This window comes from Clostridium senegalense JC122 (assembly GCF_000285575.1).
Classification (GTDB): Bacteria; Bacillota; Clostridia; order Clostridiales; family Clostridiaceae; genus Clostridium_J; species Clostridium_J senegalense.
This window is the reverse complement of sequence record NZ_HE611053.1, coordinates 1-13,373: the sequence shown is the minus strand read 5'-3', so window position 1 is coordinate 13,373 and position 13,373 is coordinate 1. Positions and strand designations below refer to the sequence as shown.

Annotated in this window: 17 protein-coding genes and 1 pseudogene; all 18 read right to left on the bottom strand. The window is 25.6% G+C overall.

Annotated features, from left to right (window positions below; translation table 11 throughout):
• Window positions 1-422 precede the first annotated feature (422 nt).
• Window positions 423-572, bottom strand: coding sequence for a hypothetical protein (locus CSGHG_RS23330; protein ID WP_155844771.1), 150 nt, complete (start codon window positions 570-572; stop codon window positions 423-425).
• A gap of 219 nt (window positions 573-791) precedes the next feature.
• Window positions 792-1,067, bottom strand: coding sequence for a hypothetical protein (locus CSGHG_RS14090; protein WP_010296595.1), 276 nt, complete (start codon window positions 1,065-1,067; stop codon window positions 792-794).
• A gap of 311 nt (window positions 1,068-1,378) precedes the next feature.
• A complete protein-coding gene (locus CSGHG_RS14085; protein WP_010296593.1) occupies window positions 1,379-1,843 on the bottom strand; it encodes a DUF1097 domain-containing protein in 465 nt (154 codons plus the stop codon).
• A gap of 270 nt (window positions 1,844-2,113) precedes the next feature.
• Complete coding sequence (locus CSGHG_RS14080) at window positions 2,114-2,668, bottom strand: GNAT family N-acetyltransferase (protein ID WP_010296586.1); 555 nt, start codon at window positions 2,666-2,668, stop codon at window positions 2,114-2,116.
• Between the two features lie 228 nt (window positions 2,669-2,896).
• Window positions 2,897-3,652, bottom strand: a complete 756-nt coding sequence (locus CSGHG_RS14075) for a class I SAM-dependent methyltransferase (RefSeq protein WP_010296584.1) — start codon at window positions 3,650-3,652, stop codon at window positions 2,897-2,899.
• A gap of 192 nt (window positions 3,653-3,844) precedes the next feature.
• Window positions 3,845-4,705: a DUF4037 domain-containing protein gene (locus CSGHG_RS14070; protein WP_010296583.1), complete on the bottom strand. Its 861-nt coding sequence runs from the start codon at window positions 4,703-4,705 to the stop codon at window positions 3,845-3,847.
• Window positions 4,706-4,826: 121 nt separating this feature from the next.
• Window positions 4,827-5,738 (bottom strand): phosphotransferase, encoded by a 912-nt coding sequence (locus CSGHG_RS14065; RefSeq protein WP_010296580.1) that lies wholly within the window; start codon window positions 5,736-5,738, stop codon window positions 4,827-4,829.
• Between the two features lie 34 nt (window positions 5,739-5,772).
• Window positions 5,773-6,084 carry a hypothetical protein gene (locus CSGHG_RS24365; RefSeq protein WP_328284744.1) on the bottom strand — a complete coding sequence of 104 codons (312 nt, stop codon included), beginning with the start codon at window positions 6,082-6,084 and terminating at the stop codon, window positions 5,773-5,775.
• A gap of 32 nt (window positions 6,085-6,116) precedes the next feature.
• Window positions 6,117-6,329, bottom strand: a complete 213-nt coding sequence (locus CSGHG_RS24360) for a class I tRNA ligase family protein (protein WP_235700167.1) — start codon at window positions 6,327-6,329, stop codon at window positions 6,117-6,119.
• A gap of 85 nt (window positions 6,330-6,414) precedes the next feature.
• On the bottom strand, window positions 6,415-6,723 hold the full coding sequence (locus CSGHG_RS14060; RefSeq protein WP_010296578.1) for a hypothetical protein: 309 nt from the start codon (window positions 6,721-6,723) through the stop codon (window positions 6,415-6,417).
• A 115-nt stretch (window positions 6,724-6,838) separates the two neighbouring features.
• Window positions 6,839-7,012 carry a hypothetical protein gene (locus tag CSGHG_RS23325; RefSeq protein WP_010296577.1) on the bottom strand — a complete coding sequence of 58 codons (174 nt, stop codon included), beginning with the start codon at window positions 7,010-7,012 and terminating at the stop codon, window positions 6,839-6,841.
• Window positions 7,013-7,208: 196 nt separating this feature from the next.
• On the bottom strand, window positions 7,209-7,646 hold the full coding sequence (locus CSGHG_RS23935) for a hypothetical protein (RefSeq protein WP_010296576.1): 438 nt from the start codon (window positions 7,644-7,646) through the stop codon (window positions 7,209-7,211).
• 218 nt (window positions 7,647-7,864) lie between these two features.
• Complete coding sequence (locus CSGHG_RS14045; RefSeq protein WP_010296575.1) at window positions 7,865-8,947, bottom strand: ABC transporter permease; 1,083 nt, start codon at window positions 8,945-8,947, stop codon at window positions 7,865-7,867.
• The gene (locus tag CSGHG_RS24355; RefSeq protein ID WP_235700155.1) at window positions 8,938-9,306 is read right to left on the bottom strand and encodes a hypothetical protein; all 369 of its coding nucleotides are present in this window, start codon (window positions 9,304-9,306) and stop codon (window positions 8,938-8,940) included. The genes CSGHG_RS14045 and CSGHG_RS24355 overlap by 10 nt, the downstream gene beginning before the upstream one ends.
• A 53-nt stretch (window positions 9,307-9,359) precedes the next feature.
• On the bottom strand, window positions 9,360-10,031 hold the full coding sequence (locus tag CSGHG_RS24350) for an ABC transporter permease (protein WP_026022364.1): 672 nt from the start codon (window positions 10,029-10,031) through the stop codon (window positions 9,360-9,362).
• A 13-nt stretch (window positions 10,032-10,044) separates the two neighbouring features.
• Window positions 10,045-10,979 (bottom strand): annotated as a pseudogene (locus tag CSGHG_RS20955) (ABC transporter ATP-binding protein).
• A gap of 88 nt (window positions 10,980-11,067) precedes the next feature.
• Window positions 11,068-11,706, bottom strand: a complete 639-nt coding sequence (locus CSGHG_RS14025; protein WP_010296565.1) for a response regulator transcription factor — start codon at window positions 11,704-11,706, stop codon at window positions 11,068-11,070.
• A 2-nt stretch (window positions 11,707-11,708) separates the two neighbouring features.
• The gene (locus CSGHG_RS14020; protein ID WP_010296563.1) at window positions 11,709-12,860 is read right to left on the bottom strand and encodes a sensor histidine kinase; all 1,152 of its coding nucleotides are present in this window, start codon (window positions 12,858-12,860) and stop codon (window positions 11,709-11,711) included.
• Window positions 12,861-13,373: the final 513 nt, after the last annotated feature.

Sequence of the window (13,373 nt, the reverse complement as noted above, 5' to 3'; positions counted from 1 at the left end):
CCTAATTGATTGTCCTTTGTCTATTGTTAATTTCTAAGGAGCTATCTAAAACTCCTAAACAATCAATATCCTATAGTTCTTCCTCCATTACAAATGGGACAGGCACGATAAATTTATTTTCTTCGCTAATACTTGATGCTCTCCTAGTTTTATATTTTTAACTAATAAATCAAAGCCAGTCCCAAACCACTACGCAGTAAAGCTGCTTTATTTCAAAGAAACTGATTTCCAGTTTCCGCCTTAACCCTTAATTGTTAACTATTAACTATCTCAGGGACTGGCTAATGTGCGTTACTTATAGCAACTAAATTTTAAGAGCTTTTTTTTATTTTATGGAGCTACATTGGTCGTGCCTGTCCCATTTGTTACGGTGCTACATTTAGATATAAATCTTATCTTTAATTTATATAAGTATATGTTTTTTATTTCATAAAAACAATAATCTCATCAATACATATACCAATATTACAAATAGCTAATAATGTAGCTACAGAGCATCTTAATATATAATACTTCTTACCTATTTTATTATTATTAAATTGCTCCTTTGATGTATATATTAAACTTAACATTGAAGATGATAGTAAAAAAGGAATTAAACCGGGTATTTTAAAATCAATTATATAATATGTTATAAATGTAAATATAAATAAGATAATTTGAATTCATAAAAGCATACTTATAATTTTATCCTTCATCTTTAAAATTCCCCCTATAAACTTAAATCATAATCATCCTTGATACATTAATAACACTTGCAAAGTAAATTTTTTAAATACTTATATGCCTTCTTATTTCATAAAAACAATAATTTGTTCAATGCATACTACAATATTAAATATAGCTGCTAATGAGCTTGTGCAAAGTATTAATATCCAGTATTTTTTATTTATTTTTCCACTATTAAATTGTTGTTTTGATGTATATATTAAACTTAACATCAAGACACTCATTAATCCTGGTATTAGACCTGGTACTTTAATATCTCTTGTAAAATACACAATGCCTACTAATATTGAAAAAATAGAAATAATACATTGTATTATAACTGCTGTTTTATATTTCATATTGTGCCTCCTAAGTAAAATATTTCCTGATTTGATAATATCATTTTTCACGTATGTTATCCATAATTATAGGGAAACAAGTTCAAATTTAAATTTATTCAATAACTTTAAAATATTTTTATATAAAATATAGTGTTGAGTTCCAAGTGATTCAGAGCATGTCTCACTATTTGGGGTATCCAAGTTCTGGAATGGATAATTTTAAAAGTCAACTTGGAACCCTATAGTTAATTTTTAATTACTTTATTATTTCCAAAACAAAAAGTCATAAATAAATTATGACTTTTAAAATTAATATAAATTTATATGTATTAAATATTCCCCTTTTGTTTTGATAATAAACTATGTACATGGAACCCAGCCATATCTGAAACATACCCTAGTACTGCTCCACATAATAAAGCTGGTATTACAGCCTTCCAATTTCCCGATGTAGCAAAAGTGCAACAACATCCACAAAAGGCTCCTGGTATAAACTCTAATTTTTTAGATTTTGCTTGTATACACATTACAAAAGAAAAGAATCCAGTAAAGAAATATCCCCAATATGAACTAACAAAATAAGATGAACATATCATAATTGCCATTGCCCAAAGTACTCCACTAAGATTTGCAAAAATAGATTTTTTAAATCCATTAAAATTTCCACCAGATGCAAAATAGCTTGTACATCCTATAAACCCAATCCAACCTATTAGCCCCATAGAATCACTTATCCATGCCCATAAACCTGAAAATATTCCTACACTAATAGCTGTAATAGTTGATTTGCTCATTAACTATCTTTCTCCTCTCAGATAATAGAAATTAATTTCTAAATTATCTTTTTATCTTATGTATAATATAATTATAAAAAAACAAAGCTCCTTTTACATAAAAAGGAGTAATGAAAGTAAAATTATATCATTAAACATATAGAGAAACAAGCTCGTATTTAAAGCTATACATCAATCTAAAAAATATTTTTATACACTTTAAAGCCATAAAATACCGTTAAATAATTAAAAGTTATAACGGTATTTTTACTAACTTAACTTTATTTTTAATTAATTTTTCCACTCTCTTTTTAAAATTGAATAAACCGCTAAACTAGAATATCTATTATTTCTAATTTGAACTTCTCTTAATGTTCCCTCATAAGTCATTCCACATTTTTGCATTACTTTTCCTGATGCTACATTATCTATATCATGTTTAGCACAAATTCTATTCATTCCAACTTCTTCAAATAGATATTTTATTATTGCTTTAAAGGCTTCTGTTGTAATACCCTTATTCCAATATTGACTTGAAATGCAATAACCAATTTCACACGCCTCATTGGCATCTTCTAATTTAACAATTGATATATTTCCAATTGCCTCATTAATATCCTTTAGTTCTATTACCCAATTATAATCATTAATATCTTCATATTTAGATATCCATAAATTAATAATTTCTTCTGAATTTTTAATATCTCTATGGGTTTCCCAAGATAAATACTTTGTTACCTTATCATCACTTCCCCAATTTTTGAACATATCAATTGAATCCATATATTCAAATTTTCTTAAAATAAGTCTATCAGTTTCTAGTAAAACGGTACCTTTATGTTTCATAGCCATTCCCCCTTTATTATTTTCATATCCACCATGTTTTTTAAATATTTCTATTTATTATACATAAATATTATCAAATAGCAATAATTTTTTTTAATAATAATTATATAAATAGATTTAAAATTAAATAATTATAACCAAAAATAAGGTTGCAGTTTTATTCTGCAACCCTATCTTAGTATTTTAAAGTTAAGGTAAATATATCTGTAGCAATTTTTTACTATAACTTTATATTTTTTTAGCTACAAGAAGAAATCTATGTTCTGTTCCTTCTATATATCCAACTTCCTTTATTTCTTTATCTATCTTACATAAGTTTTCAAAGCAATTATCAACAGAAAAATTTGGGAACTCCCATTCTATTATCTTTGCAAAATATACTAATGCACCTGTATCGTAAAAACGTATTGGTGTAAATGATTCTTCTGATTTAATAATCTCAAATCCTTTATTTTTAAAAGCTTTAATATTATTCTTTAAATCATTATTCGGATATAATGGTTTAAAATTATTAATCACTTTTTCTGATAAATCAACATCATTTTTTGCCCCCACTTGTTGAGTAATAAAATATCCACCTGTCTTTAATATTCGTTTAATTTCACCAACATCAAAGGATTCATGTCTATTAATTATTATATCAAAAGAAGAATCCTCAAATGGCAATTTACAATCATCAACCACCTGTTTAACTGTTATTCCAAGTGGTTGTAATTTTTCCTTGCAAATTGCAACATTAGGTGGGTATGACTCCGTTATAGCTGTATTGTGAAATGGATGATTTAAAGTAAGTAGGAATTCTCCGCCTCCTGTTCCCATATCTAAAAGTTTATATTCTTCTTTTAAATAGGATAATAAAATTTTTTCATAATCCCATGGTATACACTCTCCATCCCATCTACCATTGATATATGAAAAATCCCATCCTTGAAATACTTGATTTTCCTCATTTTTTAAATAGTTTTTTAATTGTTCTCTATTCATTTAACTACTCCTTTTCATAATATAATAATTTAATTAGAAAAGCAGTGCAGTTAACTGATAACAAATATATTATTCTCTCGGCACAATCTGCTATCAGATTATATCAACTGCACCGAGTATTTACTTAATTTGTGTATCATAATAAAATTCACCTCTTTCAAAGATTTAAAAAAATCTCTTCCTTACTATGATTTAAACCCTATAAATTAATTTTAATATTTCATCAGTTACATCATCTAATTTATATTCTTTTGGTATAAGATTTAATGTATCTTTAATTAGATTAAAACAATTTTCCAAACTAGTTTTACTTTCATTTATACATATAATTGAATCTATTCTTTTCTCTAAATTTTCCGGTTTAATTTTTAAGTCTTCCACTATGTGTTTTGTCCACTTCCAGTCTGGTTCCCACTGCTTGTTTACTGCATACAATACCCTTAGAATTCTTTGAATGTCTGGTATCATCCTTTGCAAAAATGGTATTTTATCATCTCGCTTTGCTAGCATTTTTCTAGATTCTATAGCTAATCCTACTGTCCATGGTTTTATAGTTTCTAATATAATGTCTTTTGCAAGTTTAATTGGATAATTTTCTAATTTTTCTTGTAAAAATTTCAGATTATTATTATCTCTTATAAAAATTGCATTTTTAAATGTTGATGCTAGTAATAATTTTTCATTACTATTTACTTTTCCATCAAGTATCAGTTCTAAATTTGTTTTCATATTTTCTATCTTCTGCCACCCAGCTTCAATCCAATATCCGTTATATTTAAATATTATCCATGTAGAACCATCCCAAAGTGGTATTCCATAGGGATATAAATCTGTTCCTCCAAGTTCTTTAATCCAATTTATTATAGTTTCTTCTTCTACCTTTTCATCAGTTAAAAATTCTATCTCAACATCAGAATCATCATCAGCAAGGTTTCTAGACACAGACCCTACAATAACTATTTCTTTTCCATATTTTATTGGACACTTGCTTGCTACTTCTTTTGCCAACTTAATTCTTTTCTCACAATTATCATTAAACATTTTTTTACTCATAACTCCCCCTATATTCCTATAAAACTTTATACATTAAATACTTTTAAATTATGAAAATATATTTCTCAACACTATATTTTCACATATTCATACCTTTATATTAATCCTAAATTTTATAAATTCAAAGTAACTTTTTTAAAAATTCAATATTTTCTGTATAATATTCATTTGCTTTAACAAATGACCAACTGCAATGATCGATAACCATAGCTATTAAGAAATATTTTATATTCTTATAAAAATCTTCTTTTATATTCATATATGATTTATACCCATCAATAAAACATTTTTCATATTCCTTATTTTTAATAAAATACTTAAAATAAAGATTAGCTAAATCATTTTCGTAGTTATCAGGATAGCTATGTTCAAAATCTATTAAAGCATTAATTTTATACTCACCATCTATATTTTCAACTAATATATTTCTTCCTTCAAAATCATTATGAGTAAACCTAAATTCATTTTTATTAATTATTTTATTATAATTGCCTTTAAGGATTTTTATAGCTTTATATAAAACATCTTTATCAGGTAAATTCTGACTTTCTATTTCTATTATATTTTTGTTTAACTTTTTAAATTTATAATCTTCAAATTCTTGGGATGTTATTGTTTTATCCCATGTGACAGCATAATTAAAAATTTTAAATGAATGTATTTCCCCTAATGTTTCACCCATTTCTTTAAATATAAGCTTTTTATTTTCATCACTAATTTTCATAATGACATTATCTAAAGTTTCTCCACTTATATACTCCATGATAACCCAATCATAACCATGATAAATTCCTGTTTTTATTAATTTAGGTACTTTAACATTACTATCTTTTAGTATTTGTAATGAGTTTATTTCTCTTATACTTCTTCCATGATTAAAATACATTTTAAATACATATTTCTTATCATTTTCATGAATTATATAAACTAAGTTTCTTTTTATTTCATGATTTCCAATGGGAGTAATTTTAATATTTTTATTTTCAACAATATTACTTATTAAATTTTTCATTTCATTCTCATCATAAATCATAGCACCCTCACATAACCACTTTATAATATTTTTATTATTTCATTAACTTTTGTTTTTCCTTATCTATTATCTTTTTATCAAGTCTTTCAAATAATATGTGAAAATCTTTAATTTCTTTACCTGATATAAGTTCAATACTTTGCCACTTATCTCCTTCAACATCTAACCATTTTTTAATCTTTTGCGATGATTCAGGTAAAAATGGATTTAGTAAGCTAGCTATGTTTATTATTGAATATAAGCAATTATATATTGTTGTTTTACATTCTTCTAAATTAGAATTAATAGTAATCCATGGTGTTTTTTCATCAAAATATTTGTTGATACTTCTTATAAAACTAAAAATTTCTTCAACTGCTATTTTAAAATTTCCATTCTCTATATGGTTTCCAACTGAATAATATAAATATTTAATTTTTTATTTATATTATAATCAATATTCCCTGAAGGAATAGTATTATTAAAGTACTTCTTTACGAAAACTAAAGTTCTATTTACTAAATTACCATATGCACCTAATAACTCACCATTGTTACTATTTACAAATTCTTGCCACGAAAAATCAGTGTCTCTTTTTTCTGGTGAATTTATTAAGAAAAAGTACCTTAATGCATCTGAATTATAATTTTCTACTAAATCAGGTACATATGCGTGACAGAGATATTTATATATTTTTTTACTTATACATTATTAAAGTTCGGTAATAATCATTTTCAGAAAGACCATATGAATCTTTTATTACTTGATATTTCACATCAATTATTTCGTATCCATCATCTTGCATAGAACTTACTATGCTATCTATTTCATTTGTATACTTATTTGCGCACTCTAATTCTTCATTTGAAAATTGATTTTTATTATTTATCATAACAATATGAACCTTACCATCTTTTTCTTTTAAAAACTTCTTAATTTTATAGTAGCTATTTGCCATTCGCTCATTAATAAATTGTACCCATTCATCAACACTATCTTTTACCACTAAAACTTCATATTCATCCTCTATAGTTTCTAAATCAATATTTCCAAGGCTTTTTTTACTTTTCTTAAATTAGAGTAGTACATTTTTTTATTACCTTTTTGCTTACAAACTCTATTCAGTCACTATAAGCGTATAGCTCTCCTCTAGTAAACCCTCTATTAGCATCACAAGACTTAAGTATTTCATAATTTTTTTTAATAATATTTTGCTCTATTTTAACTCCACAATTACAACAAAACTTAGAACCTTCACTAATAGATGCTTTACAATTTTTACAATTAATACTCATATCATACTCTCCTTATTTTATCTTTAGTCTTTTCATATATAAACTCCCAATCTCCCACTAACTTTTAATATAACATTTAATAACAGGTTTAGATGCTCCAATGGAGTAGACCACCATTACCTAAAATTCTATGATTGCGAACTAAATTCCCTCATATCTTATGAACCATTTTTTGTTCTTTAACTTTTTACACATTTTATTTATACACTCTAATAATCTTAATATTAAAAGGTTTAATTAGCTGTTCTAAAGGTTCAATACCTCCATAAGGATATGACCATGGCTCAAAACACAATCTCCCAATTCCGTTTTCACCAATTTCACAGCCTATAATCTCATATTCTCCTGTTGTTATTGCATCAATTACTGATTCAAAATCCCATGGTTTATCAATAAGATGTAAATATCTACTTTCTTCTGGAGTTGAGTAATAAAATTCCCAAAAATCTTTTATTTCCTGTTCCGTTGGCCACCAAAAATAATTTAATTCATCCTTATTATAAAAGTCTAATATTGTTGGATCATCACAATCTAATTTATTTAAATCCTTTTTCTTCTTTACATAATTGATTAACTTTGAAATTCTTTCAAATATCAAATTATCTTCATATATGAATTCAATAAAAAAACTCATATTAACACCTCAATAAATATTATTTTTTAAATAAAATTATCAATTTTATAACATTCCCATTATATCAACATTTACCATGAAAAATATTTACAAATATTATAATATCATAGATTTTGTTATTAAATCTTTCAAAATTAAAGAAACCCCTAAAAGGAGTTTCTTTAATTCATACTTTAAAATATTCTATAGTTTTTGTATAAATATTTTATAAAACAAAACTAATTTTTAACAAATTCCCTTAATCTAAAACTACCTGCTGTAAAAAATACTATTGCCATTAAAATTATAATAAAGCTTGGTATTATAATTTCACCTGTATCTAATATTTTAATTAACCATGTAAATGGAGAAAATGCACTTATTCTTGTTAACATTATAGGAACATTTTCTAAAGATTCCATCTGTGAACTAACGATTCCTATTCCAAATGATATTAATCCAAAAACCACTAAAAATAAGCTTGCTAAAGTTTTATTTTTAATCCACCTTGTTACAGCTAATATTATAGATGTTGTAATTAAACTGCCTAAGAATATAACAAAAATTCCTTGCATTACATTATAGTTTGAAATTCTTAATAAAAATATTAATATTGAAAATGCTATACTACTTAATAGACCTTGAATTATAAATGTTGATAAAAATAAACTTCCAAGTATTATTCTATCTGAATTACCTGTTGATACTGCTCTTTTTAATACATTTTGATCTTTAAGGTTAATAATTTCTTCTGTAATAATAGAACCACCAATCATCATAAAATAACATAGCATTGATATAATCATCCTATATTCTGATTTATCCGTTATATCATTTTCTTTAATAATGGTTTCAATCGCATTCGTACTTAATCCTTTACTAATATCTTCTTGTAAAATACTATTTATATAATCAGTTATAATATTTTCTGACATTATTGTTCCGTTAGTTTTTTCTTTAACATAAAACTTAATTTTAGGAACGCTACCACTTTCTAATATCTCTTTAAAATCTTTTTCTATAACATAAATTCCACCTAATTTATTATCACGAATTAAATTAATATTATCTGACATTTCTCCATTTAATATATCAACACTATATTTTTCATTTAATTTTGCAATAATATTACTAGAATACTCTGAATTACTTTTATCTATAACTCCTATGTTTCCCCTAACTTCATTATCATCTGTATTTGTGAAAACCATTCCATATATAGACATAATTATAAAAATAGGAGCTATTGCCGTCATTACTACCATAAAAGGATTTTTAAGTTGTCTTTTAATATTAATTAATACTAATCTTATTAACTGCATCTCTTTTTCCTCCCATGAAAAATTATCTTTACTATAGCAATTAAAATCATAATAATTGAACCTATCAATGTAACTGCTAACCATTTACCACATCCTTGCAGATTTCCATTTAAATTATATAAAGAAAATGCATTGTTTAAATAGTGTGTTGGTGCAACAATCCCAGCTTTATTTGCTTTTATTCCAAATACTTCTCCTCCAATTATAGGTAACATAAATATTACTGTTCCTACTATTTTTCCATATTTGGCACCAAATAAAGTTGATATACATTTAGATATTGATGCTGATAATATAGTTCCAACTAGTATTAATATAATAAGATGTGCAAAATTCCCTAAAAAACTTATACGTAACATTCTAAAGAACATAACATATATGCTAAGTATAATAAATACATATACTAATGATGCTACATATTCAATAAAAAATATTCTATTTCACTTATTGGTGTTGCACCTATTCTTTTTCCTAAATTAATACTTACATCTGCATACCCACTTTGGATTAATGTATATGCCTGCATAATTATTACAAATCCAATCATAGATGCTGCCATTTTTTCGTAGGAATTGCTTTCTTTAGGTGTATCTATTATTATGCTTTCTATTATTGATTCATCTATTATCTTATTTAAACTTTCCTTGTCTTTACCTGATAATTCTACATATAAATTTTGGTGATATTTATCTAGGATAGACTTTAACGTATTTGTAACTAAACCTTTTTCTTCTACTTTTTTATTTATAGTTATACTTCCTTTATTTAAAGATAAAATATTATTTTCATAGCCTTTATCTATTATTATTTCAACCTCTGGTTTTGTTTCTACAATATTTACAATATCTTTCATTTCCTTGCTATTTAATAATTCTATAAGCCCTTTTGACACATCACTATTATCTTTATCAATTATTTGGGCATCTACAGGTTTTAACTTTAACGGATTATCATTGTTAGTATTTTGTACAAACCCCATAAAAGTTGCAAGAACAATAGGAAACAATATAAAATATAATATTGTTACACTGCCATTTGCAATCATACTTTTTAGCGTAGTTTTTATATAATAAAACAGCTTCATCTAATTAACACCTCTAATCTCTTAATGTTTTACCTGTTAATGATAAAAATACATCTTCAAGCTTTACTTCTTCATAACTAATTTTCTTTATATTTATATTTTGTTTCTCTAATAATGCAAGTACATTTGCAAGTTTAAAATCTAAATTAATAACTAAAGTAATAATTCCATCTTTATCAGATACCTTTATAACCCCATCTACTTTGTTTAATTTCATAATTATTTCGCCACTTACATTTTCTGCATCAATCATAACTTTGTTATTAGAAAATACAGCTGCTTTAATCTCATTCTTACATCCATACGCTATTTCTTTTCCTAAATCAATTATGAATACATTCTTACAAAGCTCCTCAATCTCTTCCATATAGTGCGAAGTATATATTACAGTTGTTCCCCATTCCTTACATATATTTTTTATAAAAGAAAATATATGATTTCTTGATTGTGGATCTACTCCAACTGTAGGTTCATCTAAAATTAAAACCTTAGGATGGTGTAAAATAGACACTGCTAGATTTAATCTCCTTTTCATACCACCTGAATATTTTTTTACTTTTTGTTTTTCTTTTCTTCTAAACCTGTTATTTTAAGAACTTCTTCTATTCTTTCTTTTAAAAGTTTGCCTTTAAGACCATATAATGCTCCAAAAAACTCTAAATTGGTTAAAGCATTAAGCTCCTCCATTAAAGCTAATTCTTGCGGAACATACCCTATACACTTTTTAGCCTTAATTGGCTCCTTTAAAATATCATATCCACACACTTCAATAGTTCCACTATCTGGAGTTAACAATCCAGTCATTATATTTATTAATGTTGACTTTCCTGCACCATTTGGACCGATAAAACCAAATATTTCTCCTTCTTTTACTTCATAATTGATATTATCTAGAACTAATTTATCATTAAATCTTTTTGTTACATTTTTTACTTTTATAATGCTCATAAAAAAACCCCCTTAAGTAATTCCTTACTCCTATAATAAGGTATTACTAAGGGGACAACTATAACTTAAAGTCACTAAAACACATGACTTAAGTCACTATTCCATTTTTAAAAGCGAAAATAGCAATTTGAGTTCTATCTCTAAGATCCAATTTAGAAAGTATGTTTGTAATATTATTTTTTATTGTTCCTTCTGATAAAAATAATTCTTCTGCAATTTCTTTATTACTTAATCCACCAGCAATTGCTTTAATTATTTTTATCTCTTTTTCTATAAGATTATATTTATGTATATCTTTTTTAATTACTGTATTAATTCCTATCATTTCTATTGCTACATCAGGATGAACTACCATATTACCCTTATATGCTGTCTTTATTCCATCATAAATAACATCATGTGAACTATCTTTAAGCATATATCCAAAAGCACCATATTTTAATGCTTCTTGAATATACTCTTTATCTTTAAATGTAGTCAGAATTATTACCTTTATTTTTGCAAACTGCTCTTTAATAAGCCTTGTTCCCATAACGCCATCACACTCTTTCATCCTTATATCCATAAGGACAACGTCTACATCTGTATTTTTACAAATTTCTAAAGCTTTATAACCGTTTTCAGCCATACCAACAACTTCAATATCATCAAATGTAGAAAGCATTACTTTTAAACCTTCTCTTATTAATTTTTCATCATCTACAATTAAAAGTTTAATTTTGTCCATTTTTACCTCTCCTCTTCTCTTGGAACTGTAATTTTAACAAAAAAACCATTTCCATAACTTGATTTTATATCTACAACTCCTTCTATTTCTTCAGCTCTTTCTCTAATACTTTTAAGACCAACTCCACTTTCTTCAATCTTTGATGTTCCTATTCCATTGTCCTTAAATGATATTATAAATTCATCCTTAGTAAAATTCATGATGACTTTCACCATTTTTGCCTTACCATGCCTTAATGAATTTGATAACACCTCTTGAGTTACCCTATATAAATGATTAGCTTGTTTTGTAGACAGATTCCAGTCCCCTTTTGATATAAATGTTTTAACTTGAATACCTGACATTTTCTCAAAGTTATTGCATACCTCTTTAATTCTTAAAATACCTTGATAATCATCATATTCATCTGGCTTAAGCTCATTTACTGCTCTTTTAACATCTTTAAAACTTTCATTAATAAACAACCTTAAATTTTTTGCCATATCTTTAACTTTACTATTTTCTTTTTGAGATACAGCTTCCATTGCAGATAATTGAATCATAGCTGTAGATAATGCATGTCCAACACTATCATGAATTTCTCTTGATATTCTGTTTCTTTCTTTTAATAAAGTAAGTTCTTCAATAGAATATACACACGCTTCTAGTTCATTATTAGCTTTTATAAGCTTTTCTTCTGAAACTCTAAGTTTATCATAAAGATGTTGAGCTTCTATTTTTGTGCTATAAATTTTTGATATATAATTTAAAAGTATCAAAAATGTACTAAACAAAATAAAATATATGATAATCTGTTCAATATTTCTATTATCATTTATCAAAATTTCCATTGATAAAACTATTGTACCTAAAATGTATTTAAACACTTTATTTTTTAAAGTAAATAAATCTATAGATACTCCAACCAAATAAAAAGCAATAATTCCTCCAAATTTCATTTGAGCAATAGGTATAACTAATAATTCTACTATTATTGAAATAATAACACTATACTCTTTTTCTAAATAAAACATCCTTAAATGATTATTTATAATGAACATTAAAATAAAAACTAGGCATATAATACTTCTATTTTCTCCCTTTATAAATAACTGAAACATTAATATAAAAATGGTTATATACCTTATTAACAATAAATCTCTACTTCTTTTCATACTATTCTCCAACTTTAATTTTTACTAAATTTGTAATTTTTCTTGTATCATTTACCATATTTATATTAACATAAGTACCATAATAAACTAAATTATTTTAAAATTAATTTATAAATTTTAACTATTAACTATCTAAAACTCCTAAACAAGCAATTTATCACAATTTTTCTTCCATCACAAGAGGGACAGACACGTAACTGGCTAATTTACTATACTTTTGGCTAGATGCTTTTGTTTATTTTAGTTTTTCTCCAATATTACTCAAAGTCGGTCCCGAACATCTACGCAGCAAAGCTACTATTTTAGGACCGGCTTTGATTTCTTTAGATTTTATTGATAATCTTTCGATTTCACTGAAAAAATAACTTACGGAAAGTATCCTTCAGTACGCCTGTCCTTCTTGTTACGGCTGTAGACTTTGAACATGGCTTTTGTTTGGTTTTATATCTTAAACTGAAATTTTACTATCTTAAATTTAAAGAAACTGGTAGCCCAGTTTCCTCCATAATTGTC

Coding starts and splice junctions, on each gene's coding strand:
- CSGHG_RS14065 (WP_010296580.1), bottom strand. CDS start 5,738: ATGATTTATGATGAGAATGAAATGAAAAATTTAATAAGTAATATTGTT.
- CSGHG_RS24350 (WP_026022364.1), bottom strand. CDS start 10,031: ATGAAGCTGTTTTATTATATAAAAACTACGCTAAAAAGTATGATTGCA.
- CSGHG_RS14070 (WP_010296583.1), bottom strand. CDS start 4,705: ATGAGTAAAAAAATGTTTAATGATAATTGTGAGAAAAGAATTAAGTTG.
- CSGHG_RS14045 (WP_010296575.1), bottom strand. CDS start 8,947: ATGCAGTTAATAAGATTAGTATTAATTAATATTAAAAGACAACTTAAA.
- CSGHG_RS14075 (WP_010296584.1), bottom strand. CDS start 3,652: ATGAATAGAGAACAATTAAAAAACTATTTAAAAAATGAGGAAAATCAA.
- CSGHG_RS14080 (WP_010296586.1), bottom strand. CDS start 2,668: ATGAAACATAAAGGTACCGTTTTACTAGAAACTGATAGACTTATTTTA.
- CSGHG_RS24355 (WP_235700155.1), bottom strand. CDS start 9,306: ATGTTACGTATAAGTTTTTTAGGGAATTTTGCACATCTTATTATATTA.
- CSGHG_RS23325 (WP_010296577.1), bottom strand. CDS start 7,012: ATGAGTATTAATTGTAAAAATTGTAAAGCATCTATTAGTGAAGGTTCT.
- CSGHG_RS14090 (WP_010296595.1), bottom strand. CDS start 1,067: ATGAAATATAAAACAGCAGTTATAATACAATGTATTATTTCTATTTTT.
- CSGHG_RS23935 (WP_010296576.1), bottom strand. CDS start 7,646: ATGAGTTTTTTTATTGAATTCATATATGAAGATAATTTGATATTTGAA.
- CSGHG_RS14020 (WP_010296563.1), bottom strand. CDS start 12,860: ATGAAAAGAAGTAGAGATTTATTGTTAATAAGGTATATAACCATTTTT.
- CSGHG_RS14085 (WP_010296593.1), bottom strand. CDS start 1,843: ATGAGCAAATCAACTATTACAGCTATTAGTGTAGGAATATTTTCAGGT.
- CSGHG_RS14025 (WP_010296565.1), bottom strand. CDS start 11,706: ATGGACAAAATTAAACTTTTAATTGTAGATGATGAAAAATTAATAAGA.
- CSGHG_RS23330 (WP_155844771.1), bottom strand. CDS start 572: ATGTTAAGTTTAATATATACATCAAAGGAGCAATTTAATAATAATAAA.